23 protein-coding genes and 1 tRNA gene are annotated in these 21,384 nt (G+C 61.1%); 17 read left to right on the top strand and 7 right to left on the bottom strand.

Going from position 1 to position 21,384, the window contains the following annotated elements; genetic code table 11:
* Positions 1–212 precede the first annotated feature (212 nt).
* Positions 213–3,497 (top strand): adenylate/guanylate cyclase domain-containing protein, encoded by a 3,285-nt coding sequence (locus NKI88_RS12265; protein ID WP_352655336.1) that lies wholly within the window; start codon positions 213–215, stop codon positions 3,495–3,497.
* 19 nt (positions 3,498–3,516) lie between these two features.
* Entirely contained in the window at positions 3,517–4,197 is a 681-nt protein-coding gene (locus NKI88_RS12260) for a redoxin domain-containing protein (RefSeq protein ID WP_023672127.1), read from the top strand.
* A gap of 20 nt (positions 4,198–4,217) precedes the next feature.
* Here NKI88_RS12260 and NKI88_RS12255 read toward each other — a convergent pair whose 3' ends face one another.
* Positions 4,218–6,440: an SAM-dependent methyltransferase gene (locus tag NKI88_RS12255; protein WP_352655334.1), complete on the bottom strand. Its 2,223-nt coding sequence runs from the start codon at positions 6,438–6,440 to the stop codon at positions 4,218–4,220.
* 259 nt (positions 6,441–6,699) lie between these two features.
* Here NKI88_RS12255 and NKI88_RS12250 point away from each other — a divergent pair, with 259 nt between their 5' ends.
* Complete coding sequence (locus NKI88_RS12250; protein WP_352655332.1) at positions 6,700–7,026, top strand: hypothetical protein; 327 nt, start codon at positions 6,700–6,702, stop codon at positions 7,024–7,026.
* Between the two features lie 3 nt (positions 7,027–7,029).
* Here NKI88_RS12250 and NKI88_RS12245 read toward each other — a convergent pair whose 3' ends face one another.
* Both NKI88_RS12245 and NKI88_RS12240 read right to left on the bottom strand, forming a co-directional pair.
* A complete protein-coding gene (locus tag NKI88_RS12245; RefSeq protein WP_352447272.1) occupies positions 7,030–7,374 on the bottom strand; it encodes a hypothetical protein in 345 nt (114 codons plus the stop codon).
* Between the two features lie 95 nt (positions 7,375–7,469).
* Complete coding sequence (locus NKI88_RS12240; RefSeq protein ID WP_352655330.1) at positions 7,470–7,922, bottom strand: hypothetical protein; 453 nt, start codon at positions 7,920–7,922, stop codon at positions 7,470–7,472.
* Between NKI88_RS12240 and NKI88_RS12235 the strand changes: the two genes are divergently transcribed.
* From NKI88_RS12235 to NKI88_RS12200, 8 genes are all read left to right on the top strand, one after another.
* Positions 7,912–8,148: a hypothetical protein gene (locus NKI88_RS12235; RefSeq protein WP_352655328.1), complete on the top strand. Its 237-nt coding sequence runs from the start codon at positions 7,912–7,914 to the stop codon at positions 8,146–8,148. The two genes, NKI88_RS12240 and NKI88_RS12235, sit on opposite strands and share 11 nt — an antisense overlap.
* Positions 8,149–8,571: 423 nt before the next feature.
* Positions 8,572–9,114 (top strand): hypothetical protein, encoded by a 543-nt coding sequence (locus NKI88_RS12230; RefSeq protein ID WP_352655326.1) that lies wholly within the window; start codon positions 8,572–8,574, stop codon positions 9,112–9,114.
* 173 nt (positions 9,115–9,287) lie between these two features.
* Positions 9,288–9,578 carry a hypothetical protein gene (locus NKI88_RS12225; RefSeq protein WP_352655324.1) on the top strand — a complete coding sequence of 97 codons (291 nt, stop codon included), beginning with the start codon at positions 9,288–9,290 and terminating at the stop codon, positions 9,576–9,578.
* Positions 9,579–9,587: 9 nt separating this feature from the next.
* Complete coding sequence (locus NKI88_RS12220; protein ID WP_352655322.1) at positions 9,588–11,387, top strand: hypothetical protein; 1,800 nt, start codon at positions 9,588–9,590, stop codon at positions 11,385–11,387.
* 437 nt (positions 11,388–11,824) lie between these two features.
* Positions 11,825–12,922: a collagen-like domain-containing protein gene (locus tag NKI88_RS12215; RefSeq protein WP_352655320.1), complete on the top strand. Its 1,098-nt coding sequence runs from the start codon at positions 11,825–11,827 to the stop codon at positions 12,920–12,922.
* Complete coding sequence (locus NKI88_RS12210) at positions 12,898–13,488, top strand: hypothetical protein (RefSeq protein ID WP_352655318.1); 591 nt, start codon at positions 12,898–12,900, stop codon at positions 13,486–13,488. The genes NKI88_RS12215 and NKI88_RS12210 overlap by 25 nt, the downstream gene beginning before the upstream one ends.
* Positions 13,485–13,703, top strand: coding sequence for a hypothetical protein (locus NKI88_RS12205; protein WP_352655316.1), 219 nt, complete (start codon positions 13,485–13,487; stop codon positions 13,701–13,703). Before NKI88_RS12210 ends, NKI88_RS12205 begins: the two co-directional genes overlap by 4 nt.
* A 13-nt stretch (positions 13,704–13,716) precedes the next feature.
* A complete protein-coding gene (locus tag NKI88_RS12200; RefSeq protein WP_023745929.1) occupies positions 13,717–13,926 on the top strand; it encodes a hypothetical protein in 210 nt (69 codons plus the stop codon).
* Here the strand turns inward: NKI88_RS12200 and NKI88_RS12195 are convergent.
* Entirely contained in the window at positions 13,919–15,043 is a 1,125-nt protein-coding gene (locus NKI88_RS12195; protein ID WP_352655314.1) for an acyltransferase family protein, read from the bottom strand. The two genes, NKI88_RS12200 and NKI88_RS12195, sit on opposite strands and share 8 nt — an antisense overlap.
* Positions 15,044–15,307: 264 nt before the next feature.
* Complete coding sequence (locus NKI88_RS12190; protein WP_352655312.1) at positions 15,308–15,637, bottom strand: hypothetical protein; 330 nt, start codon at positions 15,635–15,637, stop codon at positions 15,308–15,310.
* Between the two features lie 127 nt (positions 15,638–15,764).
* Here NKI88_RS12190 and NKI88_RS12185 point away from each other — a divergent pair, with 127 nt between their 5' ends.
* Entirely contained in the window at positions 15,765–16,151 is a 387-nt protein-coding gene (locus tag NKI88_RS12185) for a Stf0 family sulfotransferase (RefSeq protein WP_352655310.1), read from the top strand.
* Positions 16,094–16,513 (top strand): Stf0 family sulfotransferase, encoded by a 420-nt coding sequence (locus tag NKI88_RS12180; protein ID WP_352655393.1) that lies wholly within the window; start codon positions 16,094–16,096, stop codon positions 16,511–16,513. Before NKI88_RS12185 ends, NKI88_RS12180 begins: the two co-directional genes overlap by 58 nt.
* Before the next feature lie 625 nt (positions 16,514–17,138).
* On the opposite strand, the gene NKI88_RS12175 is transcribed toward NKI88_RS12180, so the two are convergent.
* Positions 17,139–17,288, bottom strand: a complete 150-nt coding sequence (locus NKI88_RS12175; protein WP_352655308.1) for a hypothetical protein — start codon at positions 17,286–17,288, stop codon at positions 17,139–17,141.
* Positions 17,289–18,355: 1,067 nt separating this feature from the next.
* Positions 18,356–18,430, bottom strand: a tRNA-Gly gene (locus NKI88_RS12170).
* A 216-nt stretch (positions 18,431–18,646) separates the two neighbouring features.
* On the opposite strand from NKI88_RS12170, the gene NKI88_RS12165 reads away from it, so the two are divergent.
* The 4 genes from NKI88_RS12165 to NKI88_RS12150 all read left to right on the top strand — a co-directional run bounded on the left by NKI88_RS12165 (position 18,647) and on the right by NKI88_RS12150 (position 21,288).
* Entirely contained in the window at positions 18,647–19,144 is a 498-nt protein-coding gene (locus tag NKI88_RS12165; RefSeq protein WP_023672125.1) for a prolyl-tRNA synthetase associated domain-containing protein, read from the top strand.
* Positions 19,145–19,224: 80 nt separating this feature from the next.
* A complete protein-coding gene (trxA, locus tag NKI88_RS12160; RefSeq protein WP_023736734.1) occupies positions 19,225–20,232 on the top strand; it encodes a thioredoxin in 1,008 nt (335 codons plus the stop codon).
* A 111-nt stretch (positions 20,233–20,343) separates the two neighbouring features.
* Positions 20,344–21,015, top strand: a complete 672-nt coding sequence (locus NKI88_RS12155) for an LON peptidase substrate-binding domain-containing protein (RefSeq protein WP_023685086.1) — start codon at positions 20,344–20,346, stop codon at positions 21,013–21,015.
* A gap of 30 nt (positions 21,016–21,045) precedes the next feature.
* A complete protein-coding gene (locus NKI88_RS12150; protein ID WP_023687636.1) occupies positions 21,046–21,288 on the top strand; it encodes a Trm112 family protein in 243 nt (80 codons plus the stop codon).
* Positions 21,289–21,384 lie beyond the last annotated feature (96 nt).

Here is a 21,384-nt window from a genome sequence, read left to right as displayed (position 1 = left end):
CCGTATCGGCAGTGCTCCACCGCCGAACCCAGACCGATGCCCATTTGCGCTGCCGCTTGCCGGTTGACGACTATCGGTTCATCCTTGTGAATACCCCGGCCGTGACGAGCGTGGCGAGATCACGCGTCATGGCCCAAGGTCAAAGAGATAGAGCATGATGTCGTCCGAAAACCGCTTCACACTCTTCGGCATCATGCTCTGGTGAGGTGTCCATGAACTGCTCGGGCTGCGGTTTCGAGATCGAGGGCGGTTACGCCTTCTGTCCGAAGTGTGGCCGCCGCCAGCCCGTGCCATGCGCCAGTTGCGGCTACGCCTGCGCACCTGATTTCGAGTTCTGTCCTAAATGTGGGGCAAGCGTCGGTGCGTCCGCAAAAGCTGCCGAACGGCCTGCTCCGACACCAAGCCGCACCATTGCGCAGCCCTCTCGAGCTCCGTCGCCGAACATCGAAAGCGAAGAGGGGCCGCATTCCGTCTCCGACGCCGATCGACGAACGGTAACGGTGCTGTTCGCCGATCTCTGCGGCTTCACGACACTCAGCGAGCAGCTCGACCCCGAGGTCATGCAGGCGCTGCAGAACGAACTGTTCAAGGAATTGACGGCGGCCGTGCAAGGCTTTGGTGGTTTCGTCGACAAATTCATCGGCGACGCTCTGCTCGCCTTGTTCGGTGCGCCGGTCGCGCATGAGGACGATCCGGAACGTGCGCTTCGAGCCGCTCTCGACATGATCGCCCGGACGGCGCGGCTCGGTGAAAGCACCCGCCACTCCGGCTCGCCGCTGCTGCTCCACATAGGCATAAACACGGGTCCGGTCGTTACTGGCGGATTGGGCATCGGCACCGCCAAATCCTATTCGGTGACCGGCGACACGGTGAATACGGCGCAACGCCTGCAATCGCTGGCTGCACCGGGTGAGGTGCTGGTGGGCGAACTCACGCACAGGCTGACCCGGCATGCCTTCTCGTACGAGTCGCTGGGCGATGTCGTCTTTCGCGGCAAGGCTGGCAGTGTGCTCGTCCACCGACTGGATGCACCGCTTGCGGCGCCGCGTGCAGCGCGCGGGCTCGAGGCGCTCGGCCTCAGTGCGCCCATAATAGGTCGTGATGCGGAGCTCAACAGAATGCTGGCGAGCCTTGACTTGGCGTGCGGCGGCTCGGCCCAGCTTGTCCGCCTCGTCGGCGAAGCCGGTATCGGGAAGTCGCGGTTGGTGAAGGAGTTCGTCGCCCGCGTCGGCGACGAGGATCGTTTTCGCAACGTCGCCGTGCGGCAGGCCACGTGCTCACCGCTGGGTGAACAATCATTTGGCGCCCTGGGTGCAGTGGTGCGCAGCGCTGCCGGGATGATGCAAAACGACAATGGGGACGAAATGCGGGGCAAGCTCGCAGCCTTGCTTGCCGATCTCGGCCTGCAGGGCGAGGAGGCGAAGCGGCTGATGCCTTTGCTCTACCATGTGCTTGGCCTCGGCGACCCCGATGCCACCTTGCAGCATGTCGAGCCCGAGCAGCTGCGGCGGCAAATTCTCTACGCGGTCCGCATAATCATGGAATGGCGGCTTGCGTTGTCGCCGCTGTTGATTGTCGTCGAAGACCTGCACTGGGCCGACTCCGTCTCACTCGAGGCACTGCGTTTCGTGATGGACAGACTGGAACGCACGCGGCTGATGTTGCTGGTCACGCATCGTCCGGCGTCGGACAACGACCAACTCGACTCAAGTCGGGTCAGCCACACAGCGCTCAGGCTTTCGCCGCTCGACAGCGATGACGGACGCCGCCTGGTGGCGGCGCTTTTCGGCGAGAACTGGGTAAACGCCGCAGGAGGGCTTCTCGACCAGATCCTCGAGCGCGCGGGCGGCAACCCGCTTTTCTTGGAGGAGATCGTTCGCGGCCTTATCGATCGCGGTGTATTGGTGCGCGAGGGCCAGCAATGGCGGACCGTGGCAGGCGAAGTCGCAACCGGCATCCCCGCCACGATCCAGGCAATGTTGCTTGCTCGCGTCGACCGGCTGCCGCAAGAGGTGCGCCGGTTGGCCCAGGAAGCCGCGGTAATCGGCCCGCGCTTCGATGCCACGCTTCTGAAAGCCGTGGCAGCCGACCCCGGCCGACTGGAAGCGGGCTGCGAACTGCTTTGCGATGCGGAAATCATCGAGGAAGTTGCCGGATCAGGCTCGGTCTCGTCGCAAAGCTACCGCTTTACGCAAACATTGCTGCAGGACGTGATCTACCAGAATCTGCTCCTGCAACGCCGGACCGACATCCACCGCCGGGTAGGTGCCGCCCTGGAGCAACTGTGCGGCGACAAGCCGGAACGGTTCGAGGATCTGGCCGTGCTCGGTCATCATTTCGCTCAGAGCGCCGAGCGGGAGAGGGGCGCGCATTACCTGCAGGCGGCGGGAGATCGCGCTCGCATGATATACGCCAATGACGACGCCCTTCGTTTCTACGAGCGAGCACTGACTGCGTTGGGCGCGATCGGGCAAACACCGCTCAAACTGGCAATTGCAGAGCGCATTGCCGATTTGAGCGGCCCGGCAGGCCGCCGCGAGATTGCACACCGCCACTACGAGGCGGTGCTGCAGGCCTATCGCGAGTCAGCCGATCGTGTCGCGGCGGCGCGCGTTTTGCGCAAGATCGGTCGGCTGTTTTGGGACGTGGGCAAGCGGGACGACGCGGAATCGCGCTACGCTGAAGCGGCAGCGCTCCTCGATGGAGCGGATGCCCCGATCGAGCAGGCGCATCTCTGGCAAGAACGTGGCCGACAGGCGTTCCGCAGCGGAGATCACACTCTCGCGGCAAAATGGGCAGACGCGGCGCTGGATTGCGTACGCTCTCTGACAACGGAACATGTCTCCGATGATGCCACCCTCGTGACCGCCGAGGCACTTAATACCAAGGCTGTTGCGCTGGCTCGCCTTGGGCGAAACCATGAAGCCGTGCGTGAGGTTGAGCGCAGCATTGAATTGGCCGAAGCCGCCGGTCTGCTGGGCGCGGCCTGCCGCGGCTACACCAATCTCGGGGTGCTCTACACGACCATCGATCCGGCGAAGGCGATGGAGGTCTGTCGGCGCGGTCTTGAAGTGGCGCGCCGTATTGGCGATTTGGGTTTCCAGGCGCGCCTCCTCGCCAATCTGGCGGTAGCTTGTTGTACTTTCACGGATCGCTGTCCAACGGAGGGCGTGCCTGCTGCCGAGAAGGCCATCGAGATTGACCGGGCGCTCGACCAGCGCGAGCACCTGCCAGTGCCGTTGATCGTGCTTGGGCAGATCCACCAGTGCAACGGCCATCCGGAACTGGCGATCGGCTTGTTCCACGAAGCACTGGAGGTAGCCCGCGAAACGGGCGAGCCCCAACTGCTGTTTCCGTGCTATGATGGACTCGCAACGCTTAATCTCGACCTCGGCAATCTGGCCGAGGCCGAACGCTACTTTTCCCTGGCGCAGGGTATATGCGCCCAGCACGGGCTCGACCCGGAAGCGCTTGTGGTGCTGCCTTTTCTCGACTAGCCGGGATAGGGGGTTGGACATGTCCGCGCCTAGTGGATTGATACCGCTTCAACCGGGCGACCGGGCGCCGAACCTGATACTCGACGCCATTACCCAGGAAGGCAAGATTGCGCTTGACGACTTTCGCGGGCAAAAACCGGTGCTGGTCGGCCTGTTTCGAGGTCTGCATTGTGCGTTTTGCCGGCGCCACATCGCCGCTCAGGCGCGTCTCGATCCGGAGCTGCGCGAAAAGGGCGTGGAGAGCCTGACGGTGGTCAACACGCCGATCGAACGGGCGCGGCTCTATTTCCGCTACCATCCAATGCCGAACCTGCTTGCGGCGTCGGACCCGGAACGCGCTTCACATCGTGCTTTTGGACTGCCCAATCTCGAATTCACCGAGAACGAGACGAACTGGCCGTACAAGGTCGCGATGGCAGCGGCACAGGACATGCGGGTCGACATACCTGGCGAATTGCCCGGTCCCATGGATCCGATGACAGCCGCCGCAATCCTCGACAAGAAGGACCACTACGAACTGACCGAAGCCGACGAGCAGATGATGGCCACGGGACACGGACAACTGGTTGGTCAGTTCCTGCTGGACCGGCAGGGGATCGTCCGCTGGAGCTTCACGGAGGTCCCGGAGGGTGGGCGATACATGTTTGGCGCCCCAAACCCGAAGGAGCTGATGTCAGCCGTGTCGCAAGTCGCCCAATAATGAACTGACAAGTTCACCGTTTATCCGAGCACGGCCTCGACAGTGGCGACAAAGTCATCGAGCGAGCGGTCGCCGCGAATCTCGATGCGCGGAAGGTCGATGAGATCGCTATGGAGGTCCGCCGGCCCATGCCTGCGGCCGAAGCCTACTCGATAGCCGCACTCCCTGGCCAGCCGGCCAAGCCGTCGGTCGGTGACGGAGAAGGGGGCCGCGAACGCCCTGGTTGGCCGGCCGGTCCAGCGTTCGATGAACAGACGAGAGCGCAGGAGCTCGGCGGCCAGGTCAGCGCTCGACAGACCATCTATGGCGCGATGCGTCGCCATGTGGCTGCCGAAGAAGGCGCCTTCGGCAGCGACGCGTCGCACCGTCCCGGCGCTCATAAGCGGCGTCGGCGGACCGATGTCGGTGTCCCACTTTGCACTTTCGCCCACCAGGTCCGTCACCAGGAACACTTCCGCGGTCAGGTCGTTGGCGCGCAAGATCGGCCAGGCATGGTCGGCGAAGTTCTGGAAGCCGTCATCGAAGGTGATGAGCACCGGGCGGCCGACGAAAGGCTGACGGTTGGCGATGGATGCTTCCAGCTGCTCGGAGCCAATGGCGTGAAAGCCATTGGCGCGCAGCCATGCCATCTGGCTGGCGAATGCGGCGGGCGTGAGCCGAAAGCGAGCGAGCGCGGCCGGACCTTCATCGGCAACGCCGTGATACATGAGGACAGGGATATGCCGGCGCTGCTCGTTACGTGCGACGTCGCGGCGCAAGGCTCGCGCGCCACCCCAGACGATATTTCGCGCGACGCCGATTTCGATGGGCGCGCGGATCGGCACATGATCGATCACCGGGTCCGTCGCCACCTCGTCCGGCGACAGGCGGCGGAAGCGGTCTATGCGGTAGAGCTCAGTCTGGATCGATTGCTCGAGGACGAGACCTTCGGTCGCCGCCAGCGTCTCGGAGATCGCCTGGGCACCGAATGTGTTCCAGTCGAAGCCGGTCTTTTCGACATTGTCACGCAACACGAATGCGTGTGCGCTGATGAAGCTGCCGCCAGGCGCCAACGCCTCGGCGAATTTCCTGGCGATGCGCCGTAGCTCGGCGAGATCATCGAGGTAGTAGAGCACTTCCGAACAGACGATCAGATCCATCTCACCCGGCAGCGTGTCGGCAGCGAAATCGAGTACGCCGAACTCGACATTCGGCTGATCGTTGCATCGGGCGCGGGCTCGCCCGACGGCTATGGCGGAAATGTCGGTTGCGGTCAAATGGCCGACGCGAGGCGCCAGCTGCCGCGTGAAGTGGCCCTCCGCGCAGGCCAATTCAAGCGCCCGCCCGATGGGACCGGGAGGCAGAATTTCGAGCTGGCGCTCGTATTTTTCCTGCTCATAGGACGAACCGTAGTTCCACGGATCCTCGGTCGCGAAATAGCTGTTCCAGAACGCCGTGCGATCCTTGTCGTGCTTGTCCGCGACCCGTGCGCGGCGCGGCGCAACAGGCTCTGACGGTTCAGCGCTCGACCGAACCAGGTCATGCGCCTGTGCGGCCAATTGCGCGAGTTTGCCGAAGTGGCTGTCCTGATCGGGCTCGCTTCCCGCCATGGCAAACGATGCCTCGGCTGCAGGCGTGTTTGACGTGGTCGCGCCGGCGCCCTTTTGCGGTGCAGGCGATCCTCCCGCAAGCCGCTCAGCAGGCACTACATCCAGGATCAATTCAATCCAATGATCGCTTGTCACCGTCCCGAGTGCACCGAACTGCACTACAGCCTCGATCCGGCCATCCAGCATCAGATGGGCATAGATCTGATCGATGCCTTCCGGCAGTTCGGTCGCGGTCGGGTTGCGAGCGTCGACGCGAACTCCGAGCGTTCGCGCCAGCCTGCGCGGCGTGGCAAGATCGTCGGGTTCGAGAAGCATTTGCTCAAGCTGGTACTGGACGCGGCGAGCCGCTGCGGGATTGTCCCAGATCTTGCTGAGTTCGATGATCAACGCTGTGATGGCACCGCCGAAGCTGTCCCACCGGGCAGCCAGTTGCCCCGGCACCGAAAGGCTTCCTGCCACAAGGCCATCGAAGATCACCTTGGCGATCTCACGCGCCCACTTGCGTCCCGCCGGGAGTGCGCGCAGGGGCTGCGGGTCGATCAAGCGCGAGCCTGAGCCGCATTCGGACGCGGCGTTCCGCAACGCCAGCCAAGCAAGCGCTTCGGATGCGGTGCCGCCTTTCGCCGAAATTGAACCCGAGGAATTGTGCGCCACGCCGTCTTACCTGCGCCTGGTTCTGAGGGAGAACAAGTGTCCCGCAACGCGCTTACATCGCCGGTCTGGAAAAAGCAAAAGGCGCCCCGAAAGGCGCCTCTTCATCGCTTGATTCCCCCTGAAGGAAATTGGAGCGGGTGAAGCGATTCGAACGCTCGACCCCAACCTTGGCAACCCATTGATTCTACGACACTTCTCGTCACAACCCGTAACCTATTCAGCCAGAAAATGATTGTCCAAAGCCGATAGGGGCATTTGCATGAATGAAGTCGAGGATGAATTTGACGATGATGAGGCTGTGCGCGCCGAGATAATCCGACGCGCTCGGGTGGAGGGCGTCAAGGTCGCATACGAGAGCGCGCTGGAGATTTGCCGCGACAAAACACAGACGGCCGTTGCAAGGGCGTCGTCGCAACGGACTCTCCTTCAAATTGGGGGTATGCTCGACCGAGCGGACCGCAACGCGGGCGTCGTGAAAGATCCGGCAGAGATGGATGGCACCGAATTGGAGAAAGCCACCCAGGACCTCATGCGCAGACAGCGCCGCCCAGCGGCAGTTAAGCCAGCCGGCGGCGCCTTCGATTAGTCACTACTCGACAGGCGCGCTCCACTCTGCCCGGTAGGCCTGGATTGACGTCACCATCAGCGATGCGGGCAGGATCATCGAAAAAATGTGAAGTGCGGTCGGACCGGGCTGGTTCAAGCGATGATCAATCCGAGCATCCCACATGCGCGCCAGGTCCATACCCGGCGTCTCTGCAAATCGGGTTCTGAAATCTCTTGCCAGGCCGCGACAGCGGTGAAGTTGATCAGCAGAGAACACCAGCTGCACGAGCATCATCTGAACGGTAGCTTCGGGGACTTGGGTAGGGCGAAGCAAGTCCCATTGCGCAGTTCCAGGCTTGTGCATTGTGAGACGTGACAACTCAGGCATTTCGGTACTCCTTTACGCGTTACGAAAACGACATTGAGGCCCGCTGCGGGGAGCAGCGGGCCGTAGGAACTCGGCAAGTTTGGCGTGGGGCGCGCCTAACTGGCGGGCCCGGCCTTCAAATTTTCGTGCTGGCGAAGCAGATCGGAACAGCGCCCCCTGATGAGTGCACTCGACGAATGCTGCCGCATCGCGTCGACCTCGTCGATTAGCTCCGCCATTGCCGCCGGATCGGCACACTCCCTTTCCGCACGGCGCAACTCTGACGCAATCTGAAAGAACAAAATCGCTTCGTTCTGGCATGTATTCGTTGGCATCGTTTTTCTCCGTTTTCTGTTTAGGTGAGGATAGTAACGAGCCGTTGGCAGACGTCCGTCAACAGCTATTTTTCGTTGATTTTGTTGACAGTTATTGATCGTAGCGACCTTCACACTCAACTCGCACAAAGTATTGGTAGGATTGCTTTGTTTGGTAATGGGAGTGGCAAAAAGTTGATCTTGATGATAGGTCGTTGATTGCAGATGTTGATCGGGGGTTGCCTTGGCCTTCACAGAACCAACTTTCTACGTGCCAATAGGCCTTTGCGTAGCTTATTTGGGTTGGCGATTCTTCGCCCCGTCGTTCTTCATGAACCGTGAGCTCGCGCGCTATGCCCGGATGGATGCGCAGCGGGATCACGAGCGCGGCCGCCTGGCGGAGGCGCTGGCGCCTCTCGAGCCGAAGGTCGGTTCCGGCGAGGTTGAAGCGGCGGTCGATCGGTATCTAGATGGGCGCTAAGTGGGCTTTTTTTGCTCAAAATAAGGCTCTGCTTGCAAGCCGCTACCATGCGGACCAGCTAAGCCCCTGACATCATTGGCGCCCTAACAGTATCAATATTGCAGTTGGTGCCTTTTCGTCCCCTCTGGCGGCGTAGGAAAGCTGCGCCTGGGTTGCAGCGCAAGGCACACATGCAGAGGAAAGGGCGCTGCGCTGAATCCGCCGGCGCGGCGAGCCGAGCCCTGGCCGACATGTGGCCGCCCGGGTACCCACCCCTCGGCATAGTCCGAACCGCGCGGCCGGAACCCCGGCGGACCGTCGTAGGAATTTGCGGCCGAACCAAACTTCAAACCGCAAAAGCCCGCCGAAAGTGCCCGCAAATAACTGATTTTTCCGCGCCGCAGGCCGCCTTACCTTCAACATCGGACAACCGGATGCGAGCCGATGCCGACCGAATTCATCATCCCCTTCGCCGATGAGCACTATGAGGCAGACCCGCCGAGCCGTGAGACGATCGCGTTCGACGACGAGATCGACCGGTTCATATTCGGTTTCTGGAAAGTGACGCTGCCACACGTCGATATCGCGTTCGAACTGGCGTGGGTCTTGGGCTCGCTCCGCAAGTTCCGGCCGCTGTTCCAGCTTGACGACGAGCGGCGCGACAAGCTCACCACGGGCATCGCACGGGCTGCGGTTGCGGCCGCTCAGCGATTGCCGGCTTGTCATCCTGGCAACGTCATCGTGTGCATGAGCGCCGCAGCGGCGATCGTCCAGCATTGGGCTGAAGACGATCAACAGCGAGCGGCCCGCCACCAGCACTGGATCGAAGACGCCCGGCTGCACGTTAGGATGTTCGAACGCGATCTTCGCAACATCGCAGACTATGCCTGGCTTCAGCAGCGCAAGGCGCAGCGCCAGCAAGAGGTTGTTCGCGGGTTGATTTCAGCAGCCGCCAACGATTTGGGCGCCGAGAAGATCGCAGCATGATGCTGGTCTTTGACGCAGCACCCGTGTATATTTTCATCGCCGGAACACACGCGGATCTGGGGCAGCCGCACCGCCACGGGCTCGCCCGTAAGTTCAACCGAACACATCGAGATCGCGCAATTCGCAGAGCACCACTCGCATGCGCCGATGGTTCGAATTGACGAGGTGTTCTAGTGTCCGGACCTTGGGAAAAATATCAAACGCCAGCCGTGCCGCCGGGCTTCCGTGTCGTGTCGCAGCCAGCGCAAAACAAGCCGCGATTCCCCGGCGTACCCGCAGACGACCCGTGGGCCGCTTTCCCCGACGCTCCGGCTACTAGTCTGCCGCCTGCCAGCCCGATTGGCCCTTTCCCCGGCATGCTGGAGCAGGGCAACATCGATCTGAACGCGCGCCCGATCGTCAAGAACGCTGACGGCTCCTACAGCACCGTGCGGTCGATGTCGTTTGAGAACGACGGCGGTTAAGAAGTCCTGGTGCCGACCGTCGCAGACGGACAGATTTTGCCCGATCAAGCCGCGATGGAACGCTACGGACAGACCGGCGAGAACCTTGGAAAGTTCGACAATCCGGCCCACGCCGACATGTACGCGGAAGCGCTCCACAAAGCGCAGGACCAGCACTATGGCGCAGCAGCACAGTCGAACGCGGCACCGGCTATCCCGCCAGGCTTCAAAGTCGTGCAGCCAGCCAGCGTGTCAGCCAAGGGCGACCGAGTAGGGCAGGGTTCGTTCGGGGCGCCACCATTCGCCCCGGCGAATGGACCCTGGACGAAGTATCAGGCCGCTGCCTCTCAATCTCCGAACGTCTTCGATCAGTTCGACCAGTCGGCGAAAGATGATCCTTGGGCCGGTTTTCCAGACGCAAGCCCGATCGAGGTCAAAGCACCTGATGGAACGACCGTAAGGTTTCCTGCGGGAACGCCCGATGATGTGATGGCCAAAGCAATGCGGGAGACCTTCGACGGTCCGGCCGATTCCGCAGCCACGCCGGCGGCTGACGGGCCGTGGACGAAGTATGCCGCCCCGGCAGCGCCCGCCGGCGGCAACAACATCGAAAGCCTGATTCGCGGCACCGAGCAGGCTCCTGCATCCGTGTCGACAGCCAAAGACGTCGGCCTGTCATTCGGGTCGGGTATTCCACGCGGTCTCGCCGAGACGGCCATGTTCCCGATCACGTTGAGCCGCACCGTCGAAGGCGCGGGAAACTGGCTCTACAACAATGCTCAGACCCGCCCGCTTTACGACGCCGCGCAACAGCAGATCATTCCGCAAGCTCACTTCGGGCCGATCGCAGCTGATCCGCGCTTCACCGCCGGACTGGCCCGCTTGCGCGGAAACCCGGAACTGGCACCCGACTATGCTCATCTGCCAGACAATTCCATTGGCGTCGTTGACGCCGTGACGAAGGATTTGAACGCCCGCGGTGAAGCGCTCTCGAGCGTCGCCAATCCGCTCTATGGCCCCGAACTCGCTGGCAAGAGCACGGGCAGCGCCGCCGAAGCTCGCAATGCTGCGACCAACCATTCGCCCGCGTATGCGCAGGCCCTGGCTGAGCGGGAAGCGTTGCGCCGCACCGCGCTCAATCCGCTTGAGCAAGGCCCCGTGGGCCGCGTTGCAGCGGCCAAGGACACCGCAGGCGCTGGCAATGCCATCCTGCCGCAGAACCCGCTTACAGGCTCCGCTGGGGAGGCCGCCGCCGCCGCTCGTCGACTAGTCGCTGAGGATTCGGCCGCGACCGCTGGTCTGGTGCGCCAGAACCTGGCCGACCGGTTTTCCAAAGCCAATACCGAAACTCAGGACGGCGTTCGGGACTTTGCCGGAGCCAAATTCCACAAGGATGTCGCCGGCAACGACGCCCGGCAGGAGGTGCTTGACGCCGTGCTGCGCGAGATACCTGGTGGGCATGCAGCTGCCTCAATGCCGGAGTTGCTGGACGTTCTGCAAGCCACCGGACGGCGGAAGCAGATCGGCAGCGCGACGGAATTCAACCGGTCGATGAATGCTGACCTGGGAGGCGCTGCGTCTCCAACCGGCATGGCCGTCAGCCTCGTGAAGTCTTTGGGCACATCGGTCGTGAAGGCCGGCAACGTCGCCAAGCGTGCCGCGCTGCGCAGTAATCTTCGATCCCTGGCGGACATGTTCATTGACCCGCGGTCAGTCGAACTCATCCGAAACGCCAACAATCGGGGCGCGAGGATTGGCTTCGGCGAAGCTCTGGCGCGCACCGGCGCCGAGACCGGTGGGACTATTTACGATCCTGCCGGCCAGCGTTAGTGGCTCGGTTCAGTAGGAAACGGCAGGCTCTGAAAACGAACCTGAATGCGACAAACACAGGATAGGCTATCCAAAACCAAATTGAGGCGGCAACCTTATCAATGATTTGAAAAAGAGCGACCACTATAAGAGGGCTGCTGACGATCAGCACGAGTAGGAAGAGCGTTCCTAAAATCCCCATCAGCGATGGCTAGCAGAGTGTTCTCTTTGTGTCGAATTTGGGGGTGCTCAGGTTGTCTTTTCTGTAGCCCGGACGACGCAATACTGGTAAATTGGCTGCGCCGGAACAGAGCAGGACTCGGGCATCTGCACCAACCGCTTCGGATCCTGCCGGGGCTAACGTCAACGGTCTTCCAACAAGCATCTGAAATCTGAGTGCGGAGCGCTGCTCCGGCGCCGCGATGCGATCTTGGAAGTGACGTTCTTGGTGCCTCAAAATGCCCGATCCAACGAAGCCCGTTATCGATTTCAGCTACCAATACCTGCCCTACGGAACGCAACTCGACAACGATCTGGCCGAGCTCGTGCGCAGCGCCGACGAAACGATCGACGCGCTGGCCGATGTGCGGCGGGCCGACGGGGCACTGCCGAATGCAAAGGTAACGGTCGACAGTCTGTCCCCGTCCGTGTTGGCGCTGCTGCGCGGCGACGGTCCCAGTGGACCAACGGGGCCGACTGGACCCGCAGGAGCCGGCGCAACGGGTCCGACAGGGCCTAGCGGGGCTGCTGGCCCATCTGGTGCCACGGGGTCAACGGGCGTTACGGGATCAACCGGGCCGACCGGCGTCGGCGCGATCGGCGCCACGGGTGTAACCGGCCCGACGGGAGTGACTGGTCCGACTGGCGTCGGCGCGACTGGAGCGACGGGCCCCGCCGGAGCCACCGGCGCAACTGGCATCACCGGGGCAACCGGCCCAACGGGGCCGAACGGCAACTTTCTACCTGGCTACGACGTGAACGGTTTCGCCGGCGCCAATGAGAACGCCAAGATCGCGGCGATGTTCACCGCAGCGCCGACACAGCCGTATGCATACAGGTCGAGCAGCCATGTTGGTATCATCCGCGACACCTCCCCGCTTAATTACCATGACACGCGGGCGACCTTCGTGCTGCAACGGCGCGACGCGGCGTCTGGCGGCACCAACGAGCTAATTCCCGGCGCCGTCTTCTCATTTGTTTCGACCGGCGATGGCGTCGTTAATGCGGGCGCGAATCTAAGCCAATCGATTTGGCAGGGCCTGATCTCCACAGCGACCAAAACCGGGGACGGCTCCAGCAGCTGTTTCACCGCGACCGGAGAGTTGGGCGCGTATGGGGCGGGTCTCTATAACGAACTTGGCGGGTTTCAGGGTGAGCTAACGAATACCGGATCTCTGCATGGCACGATGTCTGGTATGGAAATCTTGCTGAAGGACGGCCTCGACACGACCACCAATTTCGACACGGCAATGTCTTCAGTCATTGGGCGGATTGCCCGGTGGAATGCCGGTAGTCGTCGCGTGGTAATTTCATGGCCTCGTCGGAAGGCGACGTAGCACCAGAGGCGGCATTCGCGTTCAGCCCCGGCGGCTTCGCGACCTGGTTGCGCGGCATCGACTTCCGCTCCGCGACTTTCTCAACCGGGCAGGCGATCCTGCTTAAGAACACCGACAACATCGCCGCCATGACCGTGGGTGGGGTCAACGTCGCCCCGCTCCTTTTTTTGGATTCGACAGACAACACCTGGGTGGCGGCTGGTGGGAAATCGAAGGCGGTTTTCTTTGGCAATTCGGACTTTGAGAAACAACTTGCGATTCTATCGACCGACAACGCCGTCAACAATTTCGAATTCTCCGGCGCCGTCGCCGGGCAGTCGCCGCTGTTGTGGATGAAGGGTTCAGATACCGATGTCGGGTCCAGCTTCGGCACAAAGGGAGTCGGCGTCCATTCGTTCTATACGGCTCCAGCTTCGCCAAACAGGTTGAAATCGGCCATGTCGCTTCGCCGACAAGCTTCCTTTCGCTCAAGGGAGCAGCGGCGGCCGGGCATCCGATCATCCAGCCGAGCGGCACGGAAACCAATCCCAGCATCATCGTGCAGGGCAAAGGCACGGGCGGTGTGAAGATCAATGATGGCGCGGCCGCCACCAAGTTCGAGGTCAACACCACCGGCATCGGCTTCTTCGGCACTGCGCCTGCCGCACGGGGCGCTGTCGCCCTACCCACCGGCACAATCCAGCGCACCACCTACGCAACCTCGACCGTGACGCTGGCTCAGCTTGCCGGCGTCGTGATGGCCATGATCGCCGATGATCGTGCCATGGGCCTACGCAGCTAAGGAGACGACAAGAATGGTTACGCTGAACTTCACCGACACCGATCTAATTCTACTCGAACTAGCTCTCCAGGAACTACCTGAAAAGGCACGCAACGCGCTTGGGACAAGGATCAATCAGCAGATCATCGCCCAGCGGGAGGCCCTTGCCAAGGCGGCCGAAGATGAGCCCAAGAGCCCCGAGAAACGAGAAGGGCGAGAACGGACTGCCTCGCGAGCTAGATGACCGGCCTCGCAGCGACAACGCGGCGATCCGCCCAGGCGTCAACTTTTCGACGCAAATAGCGATTTGACGGCATCTCGATGTACCTGTTCAGCGCTATTGAACCGACCAAGACAATGCAGAGGTAGGCCGGCACATCCGACGGGGTTGCAAAGCCAATAGCCATTGCCTTGTCCTGCACCATGAGGTGTAGGAGATATATCGCGAAAGATGCCTCGCCCAGAATGATCAGAGGGCGTACCGAGAGCGCCTGTGAAAGGCGGCCTCTCCCGATTGCCAGCACGAAAATTAGCGGAGTGAAAAAGACCGCACCCATGGCATTCTGCATCCACAGTGCAGGGATTCCACCAACATGAAGGAAGTTCGCGATCGACCCAGCGATCTGCTCGTTCCGCAAAAAGTAGGCTCCTGCAAACAGGAGGCACAGAACCTCCCATACTGTGGCGGCGCGCGGTCCAAGTTGCCACTCGCGCGATATAAACATTCGACAGGCGAGTATGCCTGCTGCAAAAAGCACGAAAAACGATCCCGGATGCATCCTGACAATCCCAGCGGCGGTCGTTCCAGGCAGGTCCAATGGTGCACTAAGTACTGGCACTGCAAATGCCCAAGACAAGGTCAACGTTGTAACTAGCAATGTAATTGCCACAATCCAGCGACTGGACATGATCGTTAGGAGTGGGAAAGTCAGATAAAAAAACAACTCCAAAGACAGTGTCCACGCGACGGGGTTCCCATTAAACGAATATGTGTAATCTCCAAACCAAGCCTGCAAGAGAAACACCGAGGCCCAGAGTTTGTGAATGTCATGGAATGGGTTTGAGGCGTCGTAGACTAGCAGATAGAAAAGCCCGAGCATTGCGATGTGTAGCGGCCAGATACGGGCCACGCGGTATGCGACTATCTTGATCGCATGATCAAACCCATCGATCCGCCGGTATGTGTACGCGAGGATGAACCCTGAGAGCACAAAGAACAGGTCCACTCCGATGCCAAACATCAATCCGGTGTCTTGGGGCCCGGGCAGCCCCCAGTTATTATGAAGATGAAAAACAACGATCGCCGCAGCTGCGAAAAAGCGCATCGCCGTAAGCGGCGCCAGATTTTGCCGCTGTTCCATTCTATAACCCCCCGCTCAAATAATCGATATTTAGACCGCCAAGCCACAAGTATCGTTATTTAGCTCATTCTAATGTATAGCATGGATTCCTTTCAAGTCAGGAAGCGTGCTGCACCTGCTCAGAACGGATCGATACATGTGCGTATGTTGCCGAATTGCACCGGAAAACCTAGGCTCACCTTCCCAATTGGTTTTGAGGCTAACGAGAAGCTCCAAGTCGGCAGGCCGGATTTAGATTGACGGCTTCTCACTTGGCTGCGCCGCTCATTCCATTGGATGAACTGCGCCTTGTTGCCGGTGATCATCTCGATCGATTTCAGCAGTGGCATGGACGTCAAGAAGCGCGCGGTATTGCTCGTAGTGGTACGCCAGGAGCACGAGAAGCGTGATCTTGATCTGCGGCTTGCACCGGTTGCAGTCAAACTTCAGCTTCTGCGGGTCGACGCCGCCGCCGTAGACCATCATGAGATCGGCGGATCGGCAGTAGCGGACGTTGCCGCAGCTGCATTCGGCTTTCACAAGCATGTTGTGCCGGGTCGCCTTGCCCAGCGTGTCGATCGGATCGTGCGCCATAGCGGACAAAATGAGGAACATATTCCTGTCAAGTCAAGACGGATGGAGCTATTTACTTCGCCAAGGGCCGGCAGGACGACTGACGACGGTTTGCAACCCTGAAGTGGCAAGGTGGACTCGGCGGTGATACCGTAGTTATTTGTCGTCCATGCTGATCAGCCCGCCCACAGGTTGGAAACCTCCCGGCAGGACGCTTATCATTGCGACCTTGCAGCGATCCGGTAGCACGCTTCTTTGCGAAAAGATGCGCAGCACGGGGGTGCTGGGAGATCCGAAAGAATACTTCAACCGAGAAGAGAAGACCCCGACGGTTGAGCGTTGCACCCGTATTGCCGCCAGCGCCACGCCAAACGGAGTAGCAGCTACCAAACTGTTCCCGTCCCATTTCTATGAGCTAAGCAGGGATATCAGGCTTACGGAGTGGTTTCCTGACCCGGGGTGGATATACCTTGAAGGCGCGATCGGCTCGGCCAGGCAATTTCCTGGGCAAAAGCATCGCAGGATGGTGCTTGGACCAGCAAGACTGCTGCCGTGAAGAAGGCCGAGTACTCGGCGTATGGCATCGACTTCGCCCTTGCCCAGATTGCCATCGGCACCGGTCGCTGGAATTCGTTTTTTGCTAGGGCCGGGATCGAACCACTCCGCCTGTTCTACGAAGACACGCTTGACGATTTCGACAGCGTTAGCCCGCACATCGGCCTTCTGGCGGGGTTGGATGCTCCCGTGCCTCGTGGGGGCAAGCTGAGTCTCAGACGGCAGCGAAACGAGCAAAGCGATGAATGGCGGCGGCGGTTTCTTGCCGAGTGCGACCCGGATGACTTCGACAGGCCGATTGTGCGGCTTCGTAAGCGCAGAAGGTCCAAATGGATATTCTGGAGGAAATGGTTCCGCGGCTAGAGCATTTCACCCGTGCGACGCCGCGTTACCTCCAAAAGCAATTCAAATACGCTTTCGACCTCGCCGTTGATTTCGTCGGCAGGGATGCCGGCCTTCTCGGCTGCGGTCATCCATTGATCTGCCAGGTCGCTGGCAGCGATCGGATCTCCCCCGCGCCACAATAGGCAGTTGCTCGGCAACCCACTTGTCGAGAAACCTTACGCCACTGTGTGCTCACTTTGTTCGGCGCTCGGGCGCGCATTAACCACCTCCAAAGATGTGATGCACCCTAAAGATCGCGCTAGGCGTTGTGCAGATATGGAAAATCATCAACACAGATTTTACTGCCACATGGAAGCCAAGGGAACCTGGGGTGTTTGGGACTGCCTCGCCAATAGGCCTGCCAGGCTAGGAGGTGGTGAACTCCGCGGATGCACTGCTCAAAGGGCAGAAGCCGCAGAGCACGTCCTCACCAGGATTTACAAAAGCGGACTTGATGCAGTCGCCCTCCGGATCGCTGGAATTGTCCGTTAGCCATCAGTGCGGGCCGAGCGCGGTAAGGGTCAGGGACATAACTAGGGCGAGCACGATAAGCGTTGTGAGAACCCCGACGACAATCCAAAACCGTTTCGATTTCGGCATGGTGTCACCCGCCCTCGCCGCCGCCAGCGCGGTTCTTCATCGCCTCAAGGATGACCTCGAATAGGCTGCCAACCTCTTCGCTGACCTCGTCGGAACTGATGCCCTCACGGTCGGCCGCCTTCATTGCCTGGTCGGCAAGATCGCTGATCGCCACGGACAATATGGTCGCCGCAATGCGCCATGCAGGGCGGGAACCGCTAATATATGCCGGTCAGATAACCCAAGTTGGTTCCCCAATATGGGGCACAGTGCGCCCGGCCGACATCATCAATAGATATATTGATTCCGGGATACCCGTGATTGCCGGGCTTACCTTTCCGGGGCAGCAAGTTGGGCATGCCGTCGTCATGACCGGCCAGGTACTCGGCAGCAGCCCTGGCGCCCCGTTGCCAGCCAACCCGACGAGGGCGGCGTACTGCGAAGCGTTCTATGCAAATGATGACCAAATGGGGCCAAACATCCGAGTCGGATTGAGGGCGAATAGCGCACTGTCGGAGGCCACTTACTCAGTTGAGGGGAATGTCAGCTATCTGATCATACCGCTACCCGAGAAAGTTTATCTCCCCGCAGAAAAGGCGGAGGCCCTAGCGTGGGGCAGTTTGTACTCGTATGCGTCGGACTGGCCTGCCTTTAAAGGAAGACATGCCGGCAAGTTGGGTTCTTCGGATCAGCTAGGGGACGACTTTGTCGCGCAAATACGATCGAACAATGTAATCGCTCGGACATACCTTACCTACGGATGGAAACACAAAAAGCGCGGCATAAAGAACCGTTTCTCCAACCCCGTTAAGCAGGTGATCAGAAATTTAGAAGTGCCTCGGTTCGTCTACGTTACGGAGTTCGCTTCGACCGGCGAAACCGACGGACGTTCTCGATTTGAAAGGCGGATAGTTTCGCATTGCGTGGTGGATGCCACCGCGAAGAATCAAGGCCAAACTCGGTGCTTCTCATGCACGCTCCAGGTTTTTGCTCCTGGTATGCTCATGACAGTAGCAGCCAGTACTCCCAGTCGGTTGCTCCGGTGATGGATTCAACGAGCTACTTCCCCAAAGCCCGCGGAGCAATGGGCTTCGCTGAATTCGAGGCCACGCCCTTTTAGACAGCGTCACAGTCGATTACGCCGCTACTTGAGTCGGTGCTGCCCCGGTGCTGCCCGAAATGCGAAAGGCCGGATCAAAATCCGGCCTTTTTCGGTAAACGCTTGATTTCCTAGAAGGAAATTGGAGCGGGTGAAGCGATTCGAACGCTCGACCCCAACCTTGGCAAGGTTGTGCTCTACCCCTGAGCTACACCCGCTCACACGGCCCTTTGGCCGCAAGCCGGGCCTATATGGCTGAAGAGCGCGGCGATTGCAACAGGGAAATGACGGGCTTTTTGGTCGCGCCAAATCGCTTGGCGGAACCTTGTCGGCCACGCGGGTGGTTCATCGACTTCCCGCATGACGGTCTTGTCTCGGCGGCATCATTGGCCGTAAACGGCTTTGCCGCGCGCCGATACAGGGGAAGACCACCAATGCCGAAGACCGAAGCCGAGCTTTTCGCCTTTCTTGCCGATCTCGGCATATCAGTGTCGACCGTGCGCCATCCGCCGCTCTATACGGTGGCCGATTCGCAGTCGCTGCGCGGCGAGATACCGGGCGGGCACACGAAAAATCTGTTTCTCAAGGACAAGAAGGACAATTTCTTCCTGGTCAGCGTCGGCGAGGAGGCGGTCGTCGACCTGAAGCAGATCCACACGATGATCGGCGCCGCCGGCCGGGTGTCGTTCGGCAAGCCGGAGATGCTGATGGAGCTGCTCGGTGTCATTCCGGGCGCGGTCACCGTGTTCGGGCTGATCAACGACACCGAAAGACGGGTCAAAGTGGTGCTCGACCAAGATTTGATAGCACATGCGACAGTCAACGCGCATCCGCTGACCAATGAGGCGACGACGTCGATCGCGTCCGCCGACCTCATCAGATTCGTCGAGGCAACCGGACATGATGCTGCTATCTTGAAAGTCTCGGCTTGATCGCCACATGGATGGCGAAAACTGACCTCTAGTTAAGGACGTCGCGCTGCTCCGCTGGGCGCGATCGGAAGGGCGACGACATGAGCGACAACAACAATCCGTTTGGCGGCCAATTCGGCGGCAATTCTGGCCAGTACACCACGTCCGTGCAATATGGCGGCGCCGAGCCGGCCAAGTCGGCACTTGGCCCGACACCCGGCGCAGCACCTGCCGCTGGCGAGCTGATCAAGGACACCACGACCGCCACTTTCGCCGCCGACGTCATCCAGGAATCGCGCAAACAGCCGGTACTGGTCGATTTCTGGGCGCCGTGGTGCGGGCCCTGCAAGCAGCTCACGCCGCTTCTGGAAAAGGCGGTCAAGGCCGCCGGCGGCAAGGTCAAGCTGGTCAAAATGAACATTGACGATCATCCCTCGATCGCCGGCCAGCTCGGCATCCAGTCGATCCCGGCGGTCATCGCCTTCAAGGACGGCCAGCCTGTCGACGGCTTCATGGGCGCCATCCCCGAGAGCCAGATCGCCGAGTTCATCACCAAGGTCGGCGGCAAGGGCAATGGCGCGCCGCCGGTGGCCGAAGCACTGGCCGCGGCGGCGGAAGCGCATGCGGCGGGCGATGCGCAGACCGCAGCCGACATTTACGACGCCATCCTGGCGCAAGCGCCGGAGACGATCGAGGCGATTGCCGGGCTGGGCGAGCTTCTGTTCGAGGCCGGCGACAGCGACGGCGCCGAGGCGCTGCTGGCAACGGCGCCGGAGGCCAAGAAAAATGCGCCGGCACTTGCCGCGCTGCGTGCCAAGATGACGCTGGCTGCGGAAGCGGCAGCACTTGGCAATCCAGCTGAATTCGAGCAGCGACTGGCCGCCAATCCCGGCGACCACCAGGCGCGTTTCGACCTCGCCATGATCCAGAACGCCAGGGGCGAGCGCCATGCGGCGGCCGACAATCTTCTGGCGATTATAAAAGCCGACCGGACGTGGAACGAGGACGGCGCCAGGGCGCAGCTGCTGAAACTGTTCGAGGCCTGGGGCATGACCGACGAGGCGACGCTGGCGGCACGGCGCAAATTGTCGTCGCTGCTGTTTTCCTGAGCCGTTTGCCGGCCAAATTGCCGGGGCGTGGCTGTCGGGCCTTGCGGTCGGCGGCCGCCGCGCCAGATTAGGCCGATAACATCGCGCCCGAAGCGGGTCGGAGGAGTGAAGGTGCAGGTCGGAAACGCATTTTACCGGGTCGGCAAGGATCTGCCGGCAACCATTCCGGTGTTTCCGCTTGCCGGCGCGCTGCTGCTGCCGGGCGGGCGCATGCCGCTCAACATCTTCGAGCCGCGCTACCTGCAGATGGTGGATGAGGCGATCGCCGGCGCGCGGCTGATCGGCATCGTCCAGCCCAGCCTCAATGGCGCGTTGCGCGCCGACGGGGAGCCGGAACTGTGCAATGTCGGCTGCGCCGGGCGCATCATCTCGATGGCCGAGAGCGGCGACGGCCGCTATCTGGTTTCGCTGCAGGGCGTCTGCCGTTTCCGCATCACCAGCGAATTGCCGGTGAAGACGCCTTTCCGGCAATGCAAGCTGGCGCCGTTCCTCACCGATCTTGCCGAAGACCAGGCGGCAAGCGAGGTCGACCGGCCGGCGCTGTTGAAAGCGTTTCGCGCTTATCTGCAGGCCAACGATCTCGAAGCCGATTGGGAAAGCGTCAGCCGCGCCGAGAACACCATGCTGGTCAATGCGCTGTCGATGATGGCGCCCTACGGACCGGCCGAGAAACAGGCGCTGCTGGAGGCGCCCGACCTGAAAGCCCGCGCGGAGACGCTGATCGCCATCACCGAAATGGCGCTGGCGCGCGAGAATGAGGACTTTGGCTCCAGCCTGCAATAAGGGCTGAGCCGATGGCTGAAGGGGGATCCAATGGCTGCGGATGGGCGTGACGGCAAGTCGGTCAATGTCGATCCAAAATTGCTGGAGCTGCTGGCCTGCCCGCTGACCAAGGGGCCGCTGGCCTGGGACCCGGTGCGCGGCGAGTTGATCTCGCGGATCGCCAAGCTCGCTTATCCCGTGCGCGACGGCATCCCGATCATGCTGCCCTCGGAGGCGCGGACGATTTCGGCGGAAGACGTGCTGTCGCCGCCGCGATTGGGTGGGCCGGGCTGAGGGACCAGGGGTGGTTCAAACGGACCTCAGCCTAAGAAGCCATTCTGTTGGCGATCCTTCGCGCCCCCCTCTGCCCTTGCCGGCATTAATGTCATG

The sequence above is a fragment of the Mesorhizobium sp. M0317 genome (assembly GCF_040321555.1).
Classification (GTDB): domain Bacteria; phylum Pseudomonadota; class Alphaproteobacteria; order Rhizobiales; family Rhizobiaceae; genus Mesorhizobium.
The sequence above is the reverse complement of the archived record's forward strand: the minus strand, read 5'-3'. Positions and strand labels throughout refer to the sequence as shown.

What these genes read in the sequence shown, in the direction of transcription:
- NKI88_RS12265 (WP_352655336.1), top strand. Translation starts at nt 213, where the DNA reads ATGAACTGCTCGGGCTGCGGTTTCGAGATCGAGGGCGGTTACGCCTTC.
- NKI88_RS12260 (WP_023672127.1), top strand. Translation starts at nt 3,517, where the DNA reads ATGTCCGCGCCTAGTGGATTGATACCGCTTCAACCGGGCGACCGGGCG.
- NKI88_RS12250 (WP_352655332.1), top strand. Translation starts at nt 6,700, where the DNA reads ATGAATGAAGTCGAGGATGAATTTGACGATGATGAGGCTGTGCGCGCC.
- NKI88_RS12245 (WP_352447272.1), bottom strand. Translation starts at nt 7,374, where the DNA reads ATGCCTGAGTTGTCACGTCTCACAATGCACAAGCCTGGAACTGCGCAA.
- NKI88_RS12230 (WP_352655326.1), top strand. Translation starts at nt 8,572, where the DNA reads ATGCCGACCGAATTCATCATCCCCTTCGCCGATGAGCACTATGAGGCA.
- NKI88_RS12215 (WP_352655320.1), top strand. Translation starts at nt 11,825, where the DNA reads ATGCCCGATCCAACGAAGCCCGTTATCGATTTCAGCTACCAATACCTG.
- NKI88_RS12210 (WP_352655318.1), top strand. Translation starts at nt 12,898, where the DNA reads ATGGCCTCGTCGGAAGGCGACGTAGCACCAGAGGCGGCATTCGCGTTC.
- NKI88_RS12200 (WP_023745929.1), top strand. Translation starts at nt 13,717, where the DNA reads ATGGTTACGCTGAACTTCACCGACACCGATCTAATTCTACTCGAACTA.
- NKI88_RS12195 (WP_352655314.1), bottom strand. Translation starts at nt 15,043, where the DNA reads ATGGAACAGCGGCAAAATCTGGCGCCGCTTACGGCGATGCGCTTTTTC.
- NKI88_RS12190 (WP_352655312.1), bottom strand. Translation starts at nt 15,637, where the DNA reads ATGTTCCTCATTTTGTCCGCTATGGCGCACGATCCGATCGACACGCTG.
- NKI88_RS12185 (WP_352655310.1), top strand. Translation starts at nt 15,765, where the DNA reads ATGCTGATCAGCCCGCCCACAGGTTGGAAACCTCCCGGCAGGACGCTT.
- NKI88_RS12165 (WP_023672125.1), top strand. Translation starts at nt 18,647, where the DNA reads ATGCCGAAGACCGAAGCCGAGCTTTTCGCCTTTCTTGCCGATCTCGGC.
- trxA (WP_023736734.1), top strand. Translation starts at nt 19,225, where the DNA reads ATGAGCGACAACAACAATCCGTTTGGCGGCCAATTCGGCGGCAATTCT.
- NKI88_RS12150 (WP_023687636.1), top strand. Translation starts at nt 21,046, where the DNA reads ATGGCTGCGGATGGGCGTGACGGCAAGTCGGTCAATGTCGATCCAAAA.